The organism is Brevundimonas sp. UBA7507, from assembly GCF_002478355.1.
Taxonomy (GTDB): domain Bacteria; phylum Pseudomonadota; class Alphaproteobacteria; order Caulobacterales; family Caulobacteraceae; genus Brevundimonas; species Brevundimonas diminuta_D.
The window spans coordinates 42,595-59,703 of the sequence record NZ_DLNP01000008.1 but is presented as its reverse complement, the minus strand read 5'-3'; the positions used below and the strand labels follow the sequence as shown (position 1 = coordinate 59,703).

Annotated in this window: 20 protein-coding genes; 7 read left to right on the top strand and 13 right to left on the bottom strand. The window is 66.5% G+C overall.

The genetic code is table 11. The features are described 5' to 3' along the window. Nucleotides 1-2: 2 nt before the first annotated feature. Entirely contained in the window at nucleotides 3-356 is a 354-nt protein-coding gene (locus B3D50_RS05005; protein ID WP_286949831.1) for a hypothetical protein, read from the bottom strand. A gap of 639 nt (nucleotides 357-995) precedes the next feature. Further along, the gene (locus B3D50_RS05000) at nucleotides 996-1,625 is read right to left on the bottom strand and encodes a TetR/AcrR family transcriptional regulator (RefSeq protein ID WP_286949830.1); all 630 of its coding nucleotides are present in this window, start codon (nucleotides 1,623-1,625) and stop codon (nucleotides 996-998) included. A gap of 84 nt (nucleotides 1,626-1,709) precedes the next feature. On the opposite strand from B3D50_RS05000, the gene B3D50_RS04995 reads away from it, so the two are divergent. The 3 genes from B3D50_RS04995 to B3D50_RS04985 all read left to right on the top strand — a co-directional run bounded on the left by B3D50_RS04995 (nucleotide 1,710) and on the right by B3D50_RS04985 (nucleotide 3,672). Next, nucleotides 1,710-2,120: a RidA family protein gene (locus B3D50_RS04995; protein WP_286949829.1), complete on the top strand. Its 411-nt coding sequence runs from the start codon at nucleotides 1,710-1,712 to the stop codon at nucleotides 2,118-2,120. 149 nt (nucleotides 2,121-2,269) lie between these two features. Beyond that, nucleotides 2,270-3,187 carry a HEPN domain-containing protein gene (locus B3D50_RS04990; protein WP_286949828.1) on the top strand — a complete coding sequence of 306 codons (918 nt, stop codon included), beginning with the start codon at nucleotides 2,270-2,272 and terminating at the stop codon, nucleotides 3,185-3,187. A 191-nt stretch (nucleotides 3,188-3,378) separates the two neighbouring features. Then, on the top strand, nucleotides 3,379-3,672 hold the full coding sequence (locus B3D50_RS04985) for a hypothetical protein (RefSeq protein WP_286949827.1): 294 nt from the start codon (nucleotides 3,379-3,381) through the stop codon (nucleotides 3,670-3,672). Between the two features lie 18 nt (nucleotides 3,673-3,690). Here B3D50_RS04985 and B3D50_RS04980 read toward each other — a convergent pair whose 3' ends face one another. The 7 genes from B3D50_RS04980 to B3D50_RS04950 all read right to left on the bottom strand — a co-directional run bounded on the left by B3D50_RS04980 (nucleotide 3,691) and on the right by B3D50_RS04950 (nucleotide 10,275). Next, on the bottom strand, nucleotides 3,691-4,938 hold the full coding sequence (locus B3D50_RS04980) for a DUF3363 domain-containing protein (protein ID WP_286949825.1): 1,248 nt from the start codon (nucleotides 4,936-4,938) through the stop codon (nucleotides 3,691-3,693). A 217-nt stretch (nucleotides 4,939-5,155) separates the two neighbouring features. Then, entirely contained in the window at nucleotides 5,156-6,244 is a 1,089-nt protein-coding gene (locus B3D50_RS04975; RefSeq protein WP_286949823.1) for a Fic family protein, read from the bottom strand. 34 nt (nucleotides 6,245-6,278) lie between these two features. Further along, complete coding sequence (locus tag B3D50_RS04970; RefSeq protein ID WP_286949822.1) at nucleotides 6,279-7,583, bottom strand: tyrosine-type recombinase/integrase; 1,305 nt, start codon at nucleotides 7,581-7,583, stop codon at nucleotides 6,279-6,281. Between the two features lie 169 nt (nucleotides 7,584-7,752). Further along, nucleotides 7,753-8,325 (bottom strand): HNH endonuclease, encoded by a 573-nt coding sequence (locus B3D50_RS04965; RefSeq protein WP_286950003.1) that lies wholly within the window; start codon nucleotides 8,323-8,325, stop codon nucleotides 7,753-7,755. 152 nt (nucleotides 8,326-8,477) lie between these two features. Further along, entirely contained in the window at nucleotides 8,478-8,876 is a 399-nt protein-coding gene (locus tag B3D50_RS04960; RefSeq protein WP_286949821.1) for an ASCH domain-containing protein, read from the bottom strand. 21 nt (nucleotides 8,877-8,897) lie between these two features. Next, nucleotides 8,898-9,560 (bottom strand): trimeric intracellular cation channel family protein, encoded by a 663-nt coding sequence (locus B3D50_RS04955; RefSeq protein ID WP_375854229.1) that lies wholly within the window; start codon nucleotides 9,558-9,560, stop codon nucleotides 8,898-8,900. A 61-nt stretch (nucleotides 9,561-9,621) separates the two neighbouring features. Continuing rightward, a complete protein-coding gene (locus tag B3D50_RS04950; protein WP_003165918.1) occupies nucleotides 9,622-10,275 on the bottom strand; it encodes a DNA-3-methyladenine glycosylase family protein in 654 nt (217 codons plus the stop codon). Nucleotides 10,276-10,364: 89 nt separating this feature from the next. On the opposite strand from B3D50_RS04950, the gene gluQRS reads away from it, so the two are divergent. Beyond that, entirely contained in the window at nucleotides 10,365-11,213 is an 849-nt protein-coding gene (gene gluQRS, locus B3D50_RS04945; protein ID WP_286949819.1) for a tRNA glutamyl-Q(34) synthetase GluQRS, read from the top strand. Between the two features lie 13 nt (nucleotides 11,214-11,226). Here the strand turns inward: gluQRS and fliE are convergent, their stop codons facing one another. Genes fliE through flgB form a run of 3 tightly spaced genes read right to left on the bottom strand, consistent with a single transcriptional unit; the run spans nucleotide 11,227 to nucleotide 12,416 of the window. Further along, a complete protein-coding gene (fliE, locus tag B3D50_RS04940; protein WP_003165922.1) occupies nucleotides 11,227-11,550 on the bottom strand; it encodes a flagellar hook-basal body complex protein FliE in 324 nt (107 codons plus the stop codon). 13 nt (nucleotides 11,551-11,563) lie between these two features. Continuing rightward, on the bottom strand, nucleotides 11,564-11,998 hold the full coding sequence (flgC, locus tag B3D50_RS04935; RefSeq protein WP_286949818.1) for a flagellar basal body rod protein FlgC: 435 nt from the start codon (nucleotides 11,996-11,998) through the stop codon (nucleotides 11,564-11,566). 13 nt (nucleotides 11,999-12,011) lie between these two features. Next, on the bottom strand, nucleotides 12,012-12,416 hold the full coding sequence (gene flgB / locus B3D50_RS04930) for a flagellar basal body rod protein FlgB (RefSeq protein ID WP_269299060.1): 405 nt from the start codon (nucleotides 12,414-12,416) through the stop codon (nucleotides 12,012-12,014). Nucleotides 12,417-12,568: 152 nt separating this feature from the next. Between flgB and B3D50_RS04925 the strand changes: the two genes are divergently transcribed. The 3 genes from B3D50_RS04925 to B3D50_RS04915 all read left to right on the top strand — a co-directional run bounded on the left by B3D50_RS04925 (nucleotide 12,569) and on the right by B3D50_RS04915 (nucleotide 14,060). Continuing rightward, nucleotides 12,569-12,847 (top strand): FliO/MopB family protein, encoded by a 279-nt coding sequence (locus B3D50_RS04925; protein ID WP_286950002.1) that lies wholly within the window; start codon nucleotides 12,569-12,571, stop codon nucleotides 12,845-12,847. Between the two features lie 20 nt (nucleotides 12,848-12,867). Beyond that, nucleotides 12,868-13,659: a flagellar type III secretion system pore protein FliP gene (gene fliP / locus B3D50_RS04920; RefSeq protein WP_286950000.1), complete on the top strand. Its 792-nt coding sequence runs from the start codon at nucleotides 12,868-12,870 to the stop codon at nucleotides 13,657-13,659. 122 nt (nucleotides 13,660-13,781) lie between these two features. Then, a complete protein-coding gene (locus B3D50_RS04915) occupies nucleotides 13,782-14,060 on the top strand; it encodes an HU family DNA-binding protein (RefSeq protein WP_003165927.1) in 279 nt (92 codons plus the stop codon). A gap of 74 nt (nucleotides 14,061-14,134) precedes the next feature. On the opposite strand, the gene B3D50_RS04910 is transcribed toward B3D50_RS04915, so the two are convergent. Then, nucleotides 14,135-16,966 (bottom strand): tetratricopeptide repeat protein, encoded by a 2,832-nt coding sequence (locus B3D50_RS04910; protein WP_286949816.1) that lies wholly within the window; start codon nucleotides 16,964-16,966, stop codon nucleotides 14,135-14,137. Nucleotides 16,967-17,109: the final 143 nt, after the last annotated feature.

Sequence of the window (17,109 nt, the reverse complement as noted above, 5' to 3'; positions counted from 1 at the left end):
GTTCAGCCCTCGGGCGTGACGGCGGCGGACATGACCAGACTGTCGCTGAACCCGGTGAGGACAATGTCGTGTGCTTTGTTCTCACACGCGGTCCGCTGGAATGTGTCGATGACCGACGCGACTTGGCGCTGGAGGGCGGGTTCAATTGCCGACCGCTCGATGGTGTTGTGAAACCCCAGAAGGTCGATGAAGGCAACCAGCTTTGTCTTGTAGATGTCAGCGTAAGGCATTCGGCCAAGATGGGAGAGCGTCGGCCCCCAGTCCAGGCCCGCTTTAACCAGAAGTCCGCAATGGGTCGTGAAACAAAGTTCGCTTAAAGGTGTAAATTTGAAGTGGCTGACCACTTGATAGCGCATACAGATTGGAAAGTTACTCATGCTCGTCACAACCTTGCTGGCATCGTTAGTGACCGTCGGAGTGCAACCCGCCCCGGTGCCACAAAGCCCTGATCAGCTTGTGATACGCGAAACGCCGATCATACGTAGCTACGTGCTGTCTGCCCGCACCATGTGCGGAAACGCAGCCTTCGAGATTGAGATCAGCGTTGATGGAGAGACATCGCGAGTTGTCAAAGCCACAGTCGACGATCAACCCAAGCCGGTGACAGTGGATGGTGCGAGCCTGGAGTCTGCGATCCTGCGGTCTCGGGTGACGGGCATCAGCCCGTCGTTCTGCAGCCCGGGCTCGTCATCGATTCGACTCGCTATCCAGACTTACAGCAGCCAACTGGACGGAAGCGCGGGATCGAACGGAGAGGCGACACTCATGGCTACGGTTGGTAGCACGGACTAGCAGCGCGCCTGGGTTCATTCGCAGCGGGTCGACATCAGACACGACCTAGCGGGGGTAATGGGCGTTCGGTTGATCTCCTGGAACCGGGCCTTCTCAACCGCCGCTTTGGGTCGATTTCGGTCTTGGGCTTCTGCACCGAATGCTGTTGCAAAATCTGACCCAACGCGACCGTTGGCGAGGTCCGCTGTCGGGCGGAGCGTCCATCAGCGGCCGGATGCGGAAGTCTGAACCATCGCACCATTTGGGGGAGCCTGAAGCAGTCCGGACAAAAGGTGCCGGAAGGCCTCAACCGACCTGGCCATGACTGCACGCGGGTCGTCAGATGCGGCGATCCATAGCGCAGCGTTAAGCGCCGCGCCGTTGACCAGCCGCGCTGCGGCCTCGGCGTCAATCGGCTTGACCGTGCCCACGTCAATCAATCTCTGGATCGTCTCGGTGGTCGTGCGCAGACAGGCCGTCTGGTTTGGCCAGCGTGAAGGATCACCCAGCACGGCAGGTCCGTCCAACAACATGATCCGCTGGATCTCGGGCTCCAGCGCCATCTCGATATAGGCAACGCCCTCTTGCAGGAACGCCGCCCACGGAGTGTCGGCTTGACCCGCGGCCTCCCGCATCCGCGCCAGCATCTCGGCGTCGATCTGGTCGATGACAGCCTGCAACAGGCCCTTCTTGTCGCCGAAATTGTGGTAGAGCGCGCCTCGCGTCAGGCCGGCGTCCGCTGTCAATTCGTCCATCGACGCCGCCGCATAGCCCTTCGTCGCAAAGGCGTGCCGGGCAGCCCGGATCAGACTGGCCTTCGTTTCCTCGACCATGTCCTTGCGCCGTCTGACCATCGCTTCCTCTCTCACATACAGGCCGTATGTTAGTTGACATACGTTGCGTATGTCCTCATGTATTCACATACGAAGCGTATATCAATGGAGATCCTGGTGCCCCAACGCGATGCAGTCTTCCCTGCCGGTCGGCAGGCCCTTTACGAAATCAACGGCTACTCCGCGGCCATCCGCTCTGGCGATCTCCTGTTCGTTTCGGGCCAGGTCGGCAGCCGGGAGGACGGATCCGCCGAGCCCGACTTCGAACAGCAGGTCGAACTGGCGTTCGCCAATCTCACTGCCGTGCTGAAGGCCGCTGGCTGCGACCTCAACGACATCGTTGATGTCACGACCTTCCACACTGATCCCGAGGCGCAGTTCGGTACGATCATGGCGGTCAAGAACAAGGTCTTTGGCGTGCCGCCTTATCCGAACTGGACGGCCGTCGGCGTGAACTGGCTTGCGGGTTTCGATTTCGAGATCAAGGTCATCGCCCGCATTCCGGACCCTGTGTGATTTGGAAATTTCGGAAGCGACACCAGGGTCGCTGGATGTCGCCTATTCGGCTGAAGGCGCGAGTCTGCTGTTGGCGCACTTGGGGCGTAAATCACCTGACCTTGACCGTTGGTTGGTGCAGCCTTGGGGTTTTCGGTTAGACTCGTCCCATGCGGTCTGATTTGCATCACCTACCGGAGCGGCAGCAGCGCGAGCTTGAGCGCGTGCGGGACACGCTGCTGGCTGGTTTCGAGGCGGCCAAGAACGGCGGCGGGGGCGGCACGCAGGAATGGCGTCGCGGCGGGATGGTGCTGAAGATCATCCTCTTCGGCTCCTATGCGCGCGGCGACTGGGTCGATGAGCCCGAGAACGGCTACCTGTCGGATTTCGATCTACTGATCGTGGTCAACAATGAGAAGATGACCAACATCGCCGACTACTGGTGGAACTCCGAGGATCAGATCCTGCGCGATCCCGCCATTGGCCGGACCGTCAACATCATCGTCCACGATCTCCAGGAGGTGAACGACGCCCTGAAGCGCGGCGAGTACTTCTGGGCGGACATCGTCCGCGACGGCGTCTCGCTCTACAGCGTGCCCGGCCATGCGCTGGCGACGCCGCAGCCGATGACGCCAACGGATGCTGTCGATACTGCTCTGCGATATCAGGCGCACTGGACCAAACAGATCGGCGATTTGCTCAAAGGTGCCGAGTTCTACACCGGTCAAGGCAATCGCAAGCTCGCAGCCTTCAGCCTCCACCAAGCCGTCGAAGCGGCGTACGCTTGCTTCTTGCTGGTCCACACCTTCTATTTCCCGCGCTCGCACAACATCAAGTTCCTGCGCTCCCTGGCCGAGGACGTAGACACGCGTCTGGTCGAGGCCTGGCCGCGCGAACAGCGCGCCGACCGCCGCCGCTTCGAACTGCTCAAGCGCGCCTATGTCGAAGCCCGCTACAGCGACCAGTACGACGCCTCGGCCGAGGACCTGGAATGGCTGACAGCCCGCGCCCGCATCCTGCGCGACCTCGTCGCCAACCTCTGCCAATCCAGGATCGCCGAGCTGAAATCGAAGGCCCAGACCGCCTGATCTGTGGACACAGGCGGTCGCTGGCCATCACGTTCGCGAGAGACCGCGTGAACGGATTGGACGTGTTGAAACCCTCTGAAACCGCCTGAACATGCCTGAAACGATCTAGCCCGTGATCACCGTCCAGCGCCCGCATTGACCGCCTGTGGATAATCGTCGCCGGATAGCGCCCTCACAGAGGAGCACCCGCAATGACTGGCCTATACCTTGGAGAGACGGAGGACGTCCTGCTGACCCGCAAGGAGGCGTCGACCGAACTGCTGCGCATGGGCATCCGCCGCTCGCCAGCGACCTTGGCCAAGATCTTCAGCACGCGATCCGACGGCCCGCCCTGTATGCATCTGGGCCGCACGCCCTACTACCCACGCCGGAAGCTGCACGACTGGGCGCGCAGCCAGCTAACGGCCCTTCGCTCGTCCTCCAGCCAGCCCCGGCGCTCCGGCGACTGGAGCCCGCCACGCTATAGAGAAGAAGCCCGCCCCTGACTGCGGCGCCGCTTCGGCTTACAGCACCAGGCCCTCCCCGCCGCGCCCTCTGCCCGGGATGACATGCGCCACGCCGCGCGCGTCCATGCCCAGCGTCGCCGGGGCGCCGACCGCCGGCAAGGCCGCCCCTACCGCCAGTCGCGCATAATGCTCGACGCCTTGGGCATCCTTCAGAACCACGAAGGGCGAGACGCCGAGCTCGTCGTGGAAGCCCGTCTTCATCACCTTTCCGGTCACCCTGCCCTCCCGGAAGACCTCCGCTGTCCTCCCGGTCTCCAGCCGACGCTGGCTGAGGGTGCGGATGACATCCTTCGAAATCTGCAGCCGCCGCAGCTTGCCCTCCAGATTCTCGTCGAGCCTGAAGCGCAGCCCCTGACGCTCCGCCAGACCCAGAGCCTCCAGATGGGCCAGCCGACCACGGGTCAGCGCCGCCCAGGCGCTCTTGCCGCCCACCGCGTCCGCGACCATCCCCTCCCCGTCCATCGACGCCAGCAGCCGCCGGTCGAAGCTGGTGAAGCCGTCCCGCTGCGTCTCGCGCCAGACGCGGCGCTCGGCGTCGAGCCGTGACAGGTCGCCCAACCGTTCCTGCGCCGCCTCCTGGGCCCGCGCCCGGAAGCCGTAAGCGACATAGTCGCGGGGAATGACCAGGTCGCGTCCGTTCGCCCGCCGCCCCGGCAAGAGGACATGGGCGTGCGGCTGGTCCGTGTCGTAGTGGCAGACCGCCATCCACGGGAGCTCCGGTTCGCCGAGGTCGGCGCACACCCGGCCCATGACATCGCGCACATAGTCCTGAAGGTCGGCGATCCGGTCGCCGTGCTCCGGCGAGATGATGAAGCGGAAATGGTGCCGATGCTCGGCCCAGTCCTTGATGCGCTCCGCACCGTCCACTGCCTCCTCGTTCCGGTCGAAGAAGGTCCCCGCCTCCCCGTCCTGGCCTGCGCCCTCCCGACCGAGATAGCGGACATGGGCGGCCAGCGCCCCGGCGCGAGCCATGCCCTTGCCCAAGTGTCGCGACACGAGAGCCTTGACGATGACCCGCTGACGCACGTCCACGCGGAAGGCGGAGCCTGATCGCCGGGCTGCAGTCTTCAATGCCCCGGCCTTGGCGCCGTAGCTGAAGCGCATCGACGACGACAGCCGCTTCAGCATCGAGGTCCGGACAGAGCCGTCTCGCTTCAGGCGCGTCGCGAGGCGTACACGAAGCTCGTTATCCGCAGAGCCCGACAAGGCCGACATGCGGTCTTCGATGATGCTGCGGACGGTCATGACGACGCCTCCCAGGAGGTGCGAAGCCGCTCTCAACCGCCGCAAGTCGTCACAAGTCGCAGAACCGGTCGGGAGCGCTCGCTAATGAGTGGAAACGAAAGGACAAAAGCGAAGCGAACACACCCCTCTTTTATCTTGCCCTCCCGCCCCTCTCATTCTGCGTCTGCATACCGCTGATGGATTCTGATGACCTATAGACCGACCGCGTTTTTCCCGCTCAGTCCGACACTCGCATCAGCAGGTCCACCAGGGGGCGGTTGATGTAGTAGTTGTTCCGGCCGGCCTGATGCTTCTCGACAAACCCCGCAATGGCGAGTTGGTCGAGATACTTGGCAGCGGTTTGACGGGTGACGTCGAGATCGTTCTGGAGGAACTCGATCCGCGTGTAGGGGTGGCGGAACAGGTTGTTCAGCAGATCCTGCGAATAGCGGATTGTCGCGTGCGCCCGCAGCCGTTGCTTGTAGTCCGCCATCAGGGCGCTCATGCCGTCGATCAGAGCTAGCGTCTGGCGGGACGTCGTGGATACGGCGCGGAGCATGTAGAGCAACCAGGGCTCCCAGTCGCCGTTGTCCCGAACGCTCTGCAGCATCTGATAATAGTCCGCCTTGTTGGCCGTCACATAGCGGCTGAGATAGAGCACCGGGATGTCCAGCAGCCCCGTTCGCGTCAGGTAGAGGACGTTCAGGATCCGGCCGATCCGGCCGTTGCCGTCCGAGAAGGGGTGGATGCTCTCGAACTGGTGATGGATGAGCGCCATCTTCACGAGAGGGTCCAGATCGCTCGCCGCGTCGTCGTTGATGAAGGCTTCGAGAGCCGTCATCTGGGCCTCGATCTCCCGGCGATCCTGTGGCGGCACGTAGACGAGTTCGCCCGTCGCCTGATGGCGCAGAGCCGTCCCGGGGGTCGCGCGGAAACCTTCATCCGTCCGCTTGAGCACCTGAAACATCTCGACGATGACATTGTTGGTCAGCAGCCCCTGGTTCTCGTGGAGCTGATCCCAGCCCCTCTTTAGGGCGTCACGATAACTGGCGACCTCCTTGGCCGCGGCGGAGCCGGCGCCATCCCAGTGCAGGCTCGCCTGAAACAGCTCGTCCTGGGTGGTGACGATATTCTCGACTTCCGAACTCGCCTTCGCCTCCTGAAGCGCGAGCGTGTCGATGAGGATGGCCTGGTTCGGAATGCTCCGGGCACGCCCTTTCAACTCCGCCAGATGGCGGTGCGCGCGAGCCGCTTCGCGAAGGACGGCCGCCGTTTCAAGCTCGCCCTTCGGCGGAAGGCGAGGAATGCAATAGGTGGGTTTTAACATGACTAGCCAGACATGTTCGTTATTCTTGAGTTTTTTAACACGTTGGAACCGACATGTTAAATCCGGCCAGTTCATCAGGCCGACCAACCCCGCCTTGAGGGCTGCCTGGCTCGCCTGCGCCATCCGCTGGGGCGGGCATGATCATTGACGCCAACCGATCGCTGATCCGGTCTGCCGCCGCTTGCAAGGGATCGTCGGAGAGGTGGGCATACCGGCTTGTCGTAACCACATGCTGGTGTCCCAGGAGCTTGCCGATCAGCGTGAGACCTTCGCCGCCCGCCACCCCGACGCTGGCGAAGCTATGACGGAGATCATGGATGCGCACATCCGGCAGGCCGGCCTGATTGCGAATGTTCACCCAAGCCCAGTCCAGGTTGGCCACCGGCTTCCCCGCGTGACGGCGATCCGGAAAGACCCACTCGCGATCATGAACCGGCAGCGAACCCACCAGCGCCCGCGCAGCCTTGCCAAGCCGGATCACCTTGGGACCCGTCTTCGAGTCCTTCAACCGGAGCAGCCCGCTTTCAAGATCCACTTCCGGCCAGCGAAGGTGCGCGATCTCGTTCTTGCGCGCGCCGGTCAGGGTCAGCAGGCGGATGATGGCCACGTGTCGGGGATCGCCACCATCCTGCTCAAGCCGAGCCAGCACGTCTCCAAGCCTCGCCATCTCCGCGGCGGACAGGAAACGTTCACGCCGATTGTCCTTGTAACGCTTCACGCCTCGGACGGGGCTCTGCTCGATAAAGCCATACTCGACGGCGAAGTTGAAAATGCCGCCCAGGAGGCCGACCGTTCGCGCGGCTGCGCCCTTGCCGCCTCGCGTGTGAGGCGTTGCATCCTTGCGGATATTGCCGTTGCCCACGTCGATCATCAGCCGCTGGATATCTGCCCTGGCGACATCGGTGACTTTCATGTTTCCGATACGGGGGTTGATGTGCCGCTTGATCCGTATGCGATCGATCTGAAGCGTCGTCTCTTTCTTCGTCGCTGTGCCCTCCTCCATATAGAGCTCGCACAGCTCCCTGACCGTCATCTCCGCGCGCCGCTCGGCTTTCGCTCGCTGGGGGTCGCCGCCCATAGCCGCCCGCGCGAGCGCGCGACGCGCTTCTTCGCGCGCCTCTTCGGTCGTCAGAATCTCGCTCGTCGCCAGCGTCAGCATCCGCCGCGCGCCACCGATCGTCCGGTATCGCACGATGTAGGTTTTTCGACCTTGCGGGGAGACCCGCACGCCGAAACCTTTCAACTCGATGTCCCACGCCAAATACCGCTCTGGGCCCGCCACCAGGGCATCCACGGCCCGTTTGGTCAATTTCATGGTCACCGTATGGTCACCAGACATTTCGCCTCCGTCCCGCCACAGCGGGTTTTGAGTGCCCATTCTGGTCACCACATGGTCACCAGTCGGGAGCAAATCGGAGGATAAAGCGGTAACTACGGGTAACCACCCTTTGCCCACAAAACGCCTAACATTCAGGCACTTGGGTAACAAAAGGCAACACCAGTAAACCCTAGGGTTCGAGCTCGATGTCCCAGTAGAGGTAGTCGAGCCAGCTCTGGTGCAGGAAGTGGGGCGGGAAGCGCCGTCCCGCCTGCTGAAGCTGCCAGGCGCTGGGCTGATGGGCGGTGCGGCGCAGGAGCATCTGGGCCTGACCGGGCGTGCGGCCGCCCTTGCGCAGGTTGCAGGGGCCGCAGGCGGCGACGATGTTCTGCCACGTCGTGCGCCCGCCGCGCGAGCGGGGGATGACGTGATCGAAGGTCAAATCCTGGGACGTGCCGGGCGCGCCGCAGTACTGACAGGCGAAACCGTCGCGCAGGAAGACGTTGAAGCGGGTGAAGGCCGGCTTGCGGTCCTGATCCACATAGGACTTCAGACAGACCACGCTGGGCAGCTGCATCTCCAGCGAAGGGCTGCGCACGACCTTGTCATAGGTGGCGACCACGTCGACGCGATCCTGCCACACGGCCTTGACCACCTCTTCCCACGGCCACAGCGACAAGGGGAAGTAGGACAAGGGCCTGAAATCGGCGTTCAGCACCAGGGCTGGAAAGCCGGACGGCGGGCGGGACAGGACCTGCATCAGGCCCTCCCGCGCATACGGGGGGTTATCGACGCGACAGGACTGAAGACACGTCTCCTTCCTTGGTCTGATGCGAAAACCCTACGCCTGATTCCCCCGCATCGCCATGACGGATACGACGCGTTTTCGTGACGCCCCCGTTCGTGACACCCCCGTCAGAAGACCTCAACCAGTTCGAAGTGTTCGCAGACCACCTTCATGCCCGGCGCCCAGGTTCCTTCGCGTCGGTAATAGGCCTCATGGGCGTCGCGCCACCATTCGTAGGTCAGGTCGCCCTCTCCCTCGGCGCGAGCGAAGTCCTCGCTGACCTGCTCGAAAGGCATGATCTCGACCTCGGTCGTTCGGATCGCACAGCGAGGGACGCCGGCGCCGTCCAGAATGACGCTGACCTCGCCCACGGTCGGCATGATGTCGGCCTCGCATGACGCCAACGACGAACAGGTGGCGCGCTTGCGTCCGTCCAGCACCAGGGCCAGCAGTTCATCGGCCAGTTCGGGGCTGTCGCCAAAGGGCCAACGGGGCGCGGCCGCATATGCGGGGGGAATATCGTTCATCTGCGTTCTCGTCAGTTGGATTCAATATCGCGATGCGGCGGTCGGGAAGGCGGGCAGGCTCCAGCCCCACTTCAGGGCGCCGGCGCGCACGCCGAACCCGGCCGCCACGGCCACCGCCACGGCGGGCCATGTGGGCAGGCTCACGGCCTTCAGTCCGACGAACAGGGCCGCCGACACCAGGGCGGCGGTGATGTTCAGTTCGCGCCGCAGCAGGATGGAGGGCTGGTGCGCCAGCACGTCGCGCACAATGCCGCCGAAGCAGGCCGTCAGCACGCCCATGACGATGCAGATCAGCGGCGTCACGCCATAGGAGGCCGCCTTGGCCGCCCCCATGACGCCATAGGCCGCCAGCCCGACCGCATCCAGCCACAGCAGGGCGCGGAAACGCCACGACCGCGCGCCCAGCATCCAGAAGCCGACCGCCGCCACCATGCAGACGGCGACATAGCGCCAGTCCTGCACCCAGAAGACCGGCGCTCCGATCAGCAGGTCGCGCAGGGTGCCGCCGCCCATGCCGGTCACGGCGGCGAAGAAGGCGAAGGTCAGGACGTCATGCTTCTCGCGCGCGGCGGCCAGCGCGCCGGTGGCGGCGAACACGGCCACGCCCGCGAAATCCAGCAACGGCAGAACCGCAGCCGGACGAACCAGGTCTGCGCCCGCGATCGGCTCCAACATCGTCATCATCCCCAGGGCGCCGCGCGGCGCCGTCTTCGGGGTCGCCCCCAACCTTCATCAATGCCGAAGGCTAGAGGCCTTCGTCCAGCGCGATCTCGCCGCGCCGAACGCCACCATACCACCCCCAGAGCAAATGCGCCGCCACCGCGCGATGCGGCCGCCAGATCTCGGCGCGGGCATAGGCCTGTTTCTCGTTCGGACGGGCCTCGGCGCGGTCGGCCCAACGCATGGCTTCCTGAAGCGCCACGTCGCCGCCGGGAAAAACGTCCCCTCGCCCCTCGCAGAACATCAGGAAGGTCTCGGCCGTCCACTTGCCCACGCCCTTGATGGCGACCAGGGCGGCGATGGCCTCGGCGTCGTCCAGCCGCTCCAGATGATCGAAGTCGATGTGACCCTCCGCATGGGCGCGGGCGATCTCATGGCCGTATTTCGCCTTCTGTCCCGACAGGCCGAAGGTGCGCAGCGTCTCCACATCGCGCGCCAGCACGGCCTCGGGCGTCACCTGACCGTCCAGCCCCTCCACCACCCGCTTCCAGATCGAGGCCGCCGCCGCCACCGACACCTGCTGCTCCACGATCATGCGGAACAGGCCCTCATAGCCGCCCGGCCGCAACCGCCATTCGAACACAGGCGTCGAGGCGTGCGCGCGCGCCAGCGCCGGATCGGCGGCGGCCAGAGCCTCGCGGGCGGCTGCGACGGAAGCGGGAGACGGAGCAAGAGCCATGACGCCATGCTAGGCCTGCGCGCCATCCCTCGAAAAGAGCCGTTCGCCGCACGGTTCTGACCGCGGCCGGAAACCGCTAGTCTGGCGCCATGTTCACCACCCGCTTCGCCCCTTCCCCCACCGGCCGCCTGCACAAGGGGCACGCCTTTTCGGCCCTGACGGCGTGGCTGGCGGCGAAGGAGGCCGGCGGGCGCTTTGTCCTGCGGATCGAGGATATCGACCCGACGCGGTGCAGGCCCGAGTTCGAGGCGGGCATCTATGAAGACCTGGCCTGGCTGGGGTTGGACTGGGGGACGCCGGTGCGGCGCCAGTCCGACCACCTGGCCGACTACGCCGCCGTGGTCGAGGCGCTGGACCGGCGCGGCCTGCTCTATCGCTGCTTCCGCACCCGCAAGGAGATATTGGACGCCATCGGCGGCGCCCCCCACGGCCCCGCCGAGGCGGCGCGCCCCGGTCCGCATCCGGCCGAAGAAGAAGCCCGGTTGCTGGCCGAGGGACGTCCCTTCGCCTGGCGGCTGTCGCTGGATCGGGCGAAGGCGGCGCTGGGCGGCGCGGTCTGGGACGCACTCAGCTTCATCGAGGAAGGCTCAGGCCCCGATGGCGAGACCGGCGTGATCAAGGCGCGGCCCGAGACGGCGGGCGACGTGGTGCTGGCGCGCAAGGACGCCGGGACCGCCTATCATCTGGCCGTGACGCACGACGACGCCCTGCAGGGGATCAGCCATGTCATCCGGGGGCAGGATCTGTTCGAGGCGACGCATATCCAGCGGCTGATCCAGGCGCTGATGGACTGGCCTGCGCCCGTCTATCGCCACCACCGCCTGCTGGCCGGGCCCGACGGCCGCCGCTACGCCAAGCGCGATCGCTCGGTCACGCTGGCGGAACTGAGGGAGGGCGGCCTGACGCCCGAGGCGCTGAGGACGGAGCTGGGGTTCTGACCGCAAAGCGCCGTCAGATCGGCATCCGCATGATTTCCTGATAGGCGGAGATCACCTGGTCGCGCACGGCCATGACCGTCTCCAGCGAGGCCTCGGCCGAGGAAATGGCCGTGACGACGTCGATCAGATTGCCCTGCCCCTGGACCGACTGGGCCATCTGCGTCTCGGCGGCGCGGGTCTGTTGCGTCGTCTGGGTCATGACGTTCTGCAACAGGTCGGCGAAGCCTCCGGCCGCGTTCGGGCCGGTGCTTGCAGCCGCATTGGCCGAGGTGGCGACATTGACGCCGCCTCCGCCCTGAACGGCGGCGTAGGCGCGGGCGGCCATGATGGGGTTCATGCCCTAGACCCTCTTACTTCTTGATAATGTCGAGAGTGCGGGAGTCCATGTTCCGCGCCGTCTCGATGACGTTCAGGTTGGCCTCATAGGCGCGCTGCGCCTCGCGCATGTCCATCGCCTCGATCAGGGTGTCGACGTTGGGCCGCTGGACATAGCCTTCCGCGTTCGCCGCCGGGTGCGAGGGGTCGTAGTCCATGCGGAAGTCGCTCTGGTCCGGCCGCACCTCGGCCAGAACCACGCCGGTCGCGCCGTCGACGTTGCGGGCCTGAAACACCGGGGTCTGGCGGCGATAGGGCTGGCCGCCCGCGACGTTGGCCGTGGATTCCGCGTTGGCGATGTTTTCGGCGATGATGCGCATCCGCGACTGCTGCGCCTTCAGCGCGCTGGAGGCGACGGCCATGGCGGTGTTGCGCGGAGTGACGGGACGGCCGTTGATCGGATCAGGCATGGCTCACTCTCCCTCAGGCCGCGGGCTTCTTGGCCGCCAGGCGGATCATCTGCATCGACTTCTGGTAGAAGCCGATGGCGGCGTCGTAAGCCATGCGGCTCTCGGCCATCTTGAGCATCTGCTCCTCGACCACGACCGAGTTGCCGTCCAGCGTGGTTTCGGAATCCGGGGCCTTGGTCGCCTCGAACCTCGCGGCCTGGCCGGGCGGCGAGATGTGCCGGGCGTTGGTCGCCGTCATGCGCAGGCCGCCGCCCGTCCGCATCGCCTCGGCGAAGTCGGTCGGCGTCTTCAGGTCGCGCGCGACATAACCGGGGGTGTCGGAGTTGGCGACGTTCTGGGCGATCACCCGCTGGCGGTCGTCCAGCCAGCCCAGGCGGCCCTTGATCTGATTCAGCAGCGGCAGGTCGGTGACGGACACGCGAATCCCTCGGACGGTGATCGGCAGAATTTGCCGCCTGCATGGTTAATATCTCGTATCCCTAAACGCGCCGTTAACCACGTCCGTTGAAACATGCCCCCGAAGCGCCGCGTCCGCGCGCCGCCGCCGTATGCGTCTGGGGCTGCATCCGCATGAACTTCCTCGATCTGTTCCGGGCGATCTTCGGCCTGGCCATCACCCTGGGCATCATCGGCCTGGCCGCCTGGGCGGCGCGGCGCTATGCGCCCGAGATCCTGGCCCGCTTCCAGGGACCGCAAAGCCAGGTGCGGCGCATGAAAGTGGTCGAGACCCTGGTGCTGGACCCGTCGCGCCGCCTGGTGCTGATCCGCGTCGATGACGAAGAACGCCTGATCCTGCTGGGCGAAGGCCGCGAACTGATCGAGCCCCGCCAGCCGGGAGGCGTCAAGTGAAGCGCCCCGCCCTGTTCGGCATGCCGAGCCGCGACGAGCTGAAGCGCGCGGCCCTGCTGTCCCTGATCACCACCGCCCTGTGCCTGATCTGGCCGCTGGGCGCCCTGGCGCAGGAGGCGGCGCAGGGCGGATCGGCCATCAACATCGACCTGGGCAGCGGCGCCGGCCTGACGCAGCGCGTGGTGCAACTGGTCGGGCTGATGACGGTGCTGTCGCTGGCGCCGTCCATCGTCATCATGACCACCAGCTTCGTGCGAATCGTCGTGGTGCTGTCCCTGCTGCGCACCGCGCTGGGGATGCAACAGTCGCCGCCGAACGCCGTCCTGGTGTCCCTGGCCCTGTTTCTGAGCGCCATCGTCATGGGTCCGACGTGGCAGGACGCCTATGATTCGGGCATCCGCCCCCTCATGGATCAGCAGATGGAGCTGCCTCAGGCCTTCGATGCGGCGTCCGAACCGGTAAAAACCTTCATGCTGGCCCAGGTGAAGCCGGACGACCTGGCGTTGTTCACTCGCCTGTCGCGTGTAGAGGCCCCGGCCGACATGCAGGATCTGCCCCTGCGGGTGGTCACTCCAGCCTTCATGATCAGCGAGTTGAAGACCGCCTTCACGATCGGATTTCTTCTTTTTGTTCCGTTCCTTGTGATCGATCTGGTGGTCGCCAGCGTGCTCATGTCCATGGGTATGATGATGCTGCCGCCGGTGGTGGTCAGCCTGCCCTTCAAGCTGATCTTCTTCGTGCTGGTGGACGGGTGGCGACTGGTCGCCGGAAGCCTGGTCGAGAGCTTCCAGAGAGCCTCCGGAGCGGGATAAATCCCCAGCCTGCAAGGCCTTCGCGCCGATGCGGGCTTGCCAAGCTCCCCAAAACCGTCGTTGATCCCCCGGTCCTCGTCCGGCGCTTCTTTCCGGGCGACCACCATTGGGAAAATACCCTCATGACCACTCAAGCTGAACTGATCGCCGCCGTCGCCAAGGACGCGGGCGTTTCGCAAGCTGACGCCGGCAAGGTGCTGACCGCCATTGTCGAAAACATCCACAAGTCGCTGAAGTCGGGCGGCGACGTCCGCATCTCGAACCTGGGCGTGTTCGACACCGCCGAGCGCGCCGAGCGCGAAGGCCGCAACCCGGCCACCGGCGCCACGATCAAGATCCCGGCCTCGAAGGCCGTGCGCTTCCGCGTGTCGAAGCCGCTGAAGGACGCCGTCAACGGCTAAGCCTTTCAGGCGCGTTCCATCCTCCTTGCGGGGATAGACGCAAAAGACCCCTCTCCCGCCGGGAGGGGGGTTTTTTATTGGGCGGCCCCGCTCTTGGCCCGGAACTCGGCCTTGGTCTGGGCGATCCAGCCGGCGTAGGCGTCGGCCCCGGCGCTGAGGGCGGCGAAGTCCTGCGGGCGGCCCGAGCCGTCGGCCCCGTCCAGCCCCGCCAGCGCCACCCGGATCGCGCCGGGCGAACGCGCCCCTTCGGCGAAACGGGCGTAGTTCTTCGACAGTCGGTTCAGCGCGGCCGCGTCGCGCGCCAGGGAATAGCCCGCGCCTGCACGGATCAGGCGCGTCTCCTCGACCTCGCTGAGCGGCACGGCCGTCTCCTTCCAGCGATCGCCGAGGCGCTGTTCATAGAGGGCGGCGGCCGCCCCCCACTGCTGCTGCTTCCACAGGATATCGGCGCGCACGTCGCGCGCGGCGGGCGAGGCGTCCTTGCCCAGCACCTCCAGCGCGTGATCGTAACGGCCCAGCTCCATCAGGGCGCGAGCCTCCAGCGCGCGGCGCTCCAGGTTCATCGCCGTCGGCAGCAGGGTCGTTCGCGACGACCACAGGGCCTTCAGCGCCTCTTCCGGCTGGCGGTTCATCAGATAGACGGCGGCCAGATTGGTCGAGACCTGGGCCTTGGCCACCCCGTCCAGTCGGTTCTCGGCCTGATACTTCAGCAGCTCAACCGCCTGATCCAGCAGGTCCACGTCGATCAGGCGTCGGGCCAGGCGCCGCACCATCTCGTCGCCGTCGGCGCCGACGGGCGTCAGTTCGCGGAAGTCGAAGAACAGGGCCAGCGCCTGCACCGGCTGCAGACCGTCGGCCGCGCCTTCGAGGAACAGGGCGCGGAAGGCGTTGTCGAGATCGGCCTGAAGCCGGTCGCCGCCCGGCAGGGTGACAATCTTCGGCCCCGCCGTCTTCAGCGTGGTCAGCGCCTCGCGATAGCGGCCCTGCGACAGATAGAGTTCGCCCAGGGTGCGGATCACCGCCAGCTCGGTCGCGTCACCGCGCCAGCGCCATTTCAGCGCCTCCAGTTGGGCGGCGGCGGCGTCGGCCTTCAGCGTCCCCTTGGCCATCTCCAGCTTGATGACGCCCAGACGCGCGGGCGTGGCGATGCCGTCCAGCGGGGCGCGCGCCACCGCCTTGTAGATCGCCAGGGCGCGGTCGGGATTCTGATCCAATTCGAACAGCCGGGCCTGCACCAGGCGGGCGGTCAGTTGGTCGGGGGCCGAGACGTTCGGTTGGCTGAAGACATAGGCCAACAGTTCGCGCGCGGCGTCGGCGTCGCCGGTCTCGACCGCCGCCATGGCGTGGGCGGCGCCGAAGCGGGCGCGCCATTCAGGGGCGAAGCCGTCGACCACGCCCGCGCCGGCCGCAAACAGCCGCCGGGCGTTGGCCCAGTCGCCCTGCTGGGCGGCGATATAGCCCTGCCACACCTTGGTCGAGGGATCCCCGGCCAGGGCGCCGGACGAGAAGTCGGCCTCGGCCTCGGCGAAACGGCCGATGGAGGCGCGGGCGGCGCCGCGCAGGCCGCGCACCTCGGCCACGCCCTGCATGGCGGGCGTCTGCTTGATCAGGGCGTTCAGCACTCCGACCGCCTCGAACCCCAGACCGTGCCCGACCAGGAAGCGGGCGTAGGCCAGCCTCGCCTCGATCGGGGCGCGCGGATCGTCGACGGCGCGGCCGCTCTCGCGCTCTGCGGCGTCCTGAAGGGCGCGGTGGCGGGCGGTGAAGCCGCCCTCGCCCGCATCGGCGGACCAGTCGGCCAGGATCAGGGCCGGGCGCGACGCGGCCCGCGGCGCGTCGCCGCCTTCGGTCGCCGCCTCCAGCCCGGCCGTGGGCGAGGACAGGGTCAGGCCGCGCGGACGCGTCACCGTCACCAGATCGCCGTCGGCGGTGACGCTCAGATCATCGGTCGGCGTCTCGATCGCCAGGCCGTGGGCGGTAGGCAGGAAGCCTGCGTCCACCGTGCGCCGCCCGGTCTTCAGCCCCTTGCCGGGCGCAAGGGCGGTGACGGCGGCAAAGCGGTCGCCGATCATCGGATCGGTCAGCCAGACGGTGCGAGTCGCCCCGGCCATGCGGGCGGTCAGCGACGCCTTGACCGCATCGTCGCGCTCGATGTCCACGCCGCTGGGCGAAGGCGCGGTTCCGCCGATGGTCACGACCCAGGTGGAGCCTTCGGCGCGGGCGGCCACCGCCTGGCCCGGCTCGACCGGAATGCGGACGGCGGTGAAGTCGGGTCCGGCGGCCCAGCGGGCGCCGTTTAGCCCCTCGCCCTTCATCTCCATGCGGGCGGCGTGGTCGAAGACGGCCCAGACCGCCTCACCGCGCCGGAAGACGGCGGCGCCGACCGGGCCGTTCCAGGCGAAGCGCATCACCGTCTGCTGGCCCTTGACCTCGGCCGCCACCGGCACCGCCCCGCCGATCGGCACAGGCGAGGGTCGCGAGCCGCCCGCCCGCGCGCCCGGCGCATAGAGGTTCAGCCAGACGGCCCCGTCGGCGGTCCCGCTGGTGGCGCCCGCGCCCTCGGCCAGGGTCAGCACCAGTTCGGTCGCCCCCTGGGCGGCGCGGGTCTCGACCTTCTCCAGCCCCTTGGGCGGATCGACGCGCAGGCGGCTGACGTCGGGGGCGGCGGTCGTGCCGATGCGGACCACGACGGTGCGGCGGTCCTGGCGCACCCGCGCGCGCGATCCCACGACCCCGGCGAACTCGATCTTGGTGAAGCCGGCGTTGGCGCCGATGCGGATTTCAACCGGCGCGCCCGCCTGCGCGAGGGACGGCGCCGGAGCCAGGGGCGCGAAGACGACGACGCCCGCCGCGGCGGCCGCCACGGTCGTCTGCAGAACGCGCTTCTTGGCGGGGGCCCCGGACATATCGCGCGCATGCTCGCGCGAAGGGCTTTAATCGCGGTTAACGGGGCTTAAAACGCGAGGAATGCAAACCTTCCCATGCGGATAGGACAAAACACCCGCTTGCGTCCTGACCGCGAACGGCCGACAGCATGAGCGTCGTTCTT

What these genes read in the sequence shown, in the direction of transcription:
- B3D50_RS05000 (WP_286949830.1), bottom strand. Translation starts at nt 1,625, where the DNA reads ATGGTCAGACGGCGCAAGGACATGGTCGAGGAAACGAAGGCCAGTCTG.
- B3D50_RS04910 (WP_286949816.1), bottom strand. Translation starts at nt 16,966, where the DNA reads ATGTCCGGGGCCCCCGCCAAGAAGCGCGTTCTGCAGACGACCGTGGCG.
- fliE (WP_003165922.1), bottom strand. Translation starts at nt 11,550, where the DNA reads ATGAACCCCATCATGGCCGCCCGCGCCTACGCCGCCGTTCAGGGCGGA.
- gluQRS (WP_286949819.1), top strand. Translation starts at nt 10,365, where the DNA reads ATGTTCACCACCCGCTTCGCCCCTTCCCCCACCGGCCGCCTGCACAAG.
- B3D50_RS04925 (WP_286950002.1), top strand. Translation starts at nt 12,569, where the DNA reads ATGAACTTCCTCGATCTGTTCCGGGCGATCTTCGGCCTGGCCATCACC.
- B3D50_RS04980 (WP_286949825.1), bottom strand. Translation starts at nt 4,938, where the DNA reads ATGACCGTCCGCAGCATCATCGAAGACCGCATGTCGGCCTTGTCGGGC.
- B3D50_RS04950 (WP_003165918.1), bottom strand. Translation starts at nt 10,275, where the DNA reads ATGGCTCTTGCTCCGTCTCCCGCTTCCGTCGCAGCCGCCCGCGAGGCT.
- B3D50_RS04915 (WP_003165927.1), top strand. Translation starts at nt 13,782, where the DNA reads ATGACCACTCAAGCTGAACTGATCGCCGCCGTCGCCAAGGACGCGGGC.
- flgC (WP_286949818.1), bottom strand. Translation starts at nt 11,998, where the DNA reads ATGCCTGATCCGATCAACGGCCGTCCCGTCACTCCGCGCAACACCGCC.
- B3D50_RS04955 (WP_375854229.1), bottom strand. Translation starts at nt 9,560, where the DNA reads ATGATGACGATGTTGGAGCCGATCGCGGGCGCAGACCTGGTTCGTCCG.
- B3D50_RS04990 (WP_286949828.1), top strand. Translation starts at nt 2,270, where the DNA reads ATGCGGTCTGATTTGCATCACCTACCGGAGCGGCAGCAGCGCGAGCTT.
- B3D50_RS05005 (WP_286949831.1), bottom strand. Translation starts at nt 356, where the DNA reads ATGCGCTATCAAGTGGTCAGCCACTTCAAATTTACACCTTTAAGCGAA.
- B3D50_RS04995 (WP_286949829.1), top strand. Translation starts at nt 1,710, where the DNA reads ATGGAGATCCTGGTGCCCCAACGCGATGCAGTCTTCCCTGCCGGTCGG.
- fliP (WP_286950000.1), top strand. Translation starts at nt 12,868, where the DNA reads ATGCCGAGCCGCGACGAGCTGAAGCGCGCGGCCCTGCTGTCCCTGATC.
- B3D50_RS04960 (WP_286949821.1), bottom strand. Translation starts at nt 8,876, where the DNA reads ATGAACGATATTCCCCCCGCATATGCGGCCGCGCCCCGTTGGCCCTTT.
- B3D50_RS04970 (WP_286949822.1), bottom strand. Translation starts at nt 7,583, where the DNA reads ATGTCTGGTGACCATACGGTGACCATGAAATTGACCAAACGGGCCGTG.
- B3D50_RS04975 (WP_286949823.1), bottom strand. Translation starts at nt 6,244, where the DNA reads ATGTTAAAACCCACCTATTGCATTCCTCGCCTTCCGCCGAAGGGCGAG.
- B3D50_RS04985 (WP_286949827.1), top strand. Translation starts at nt 3,379, where the DNA reads ATGACTGGCCTATACCTTGGAGAGACGGAGGACGTCCTGCTGACCCGC.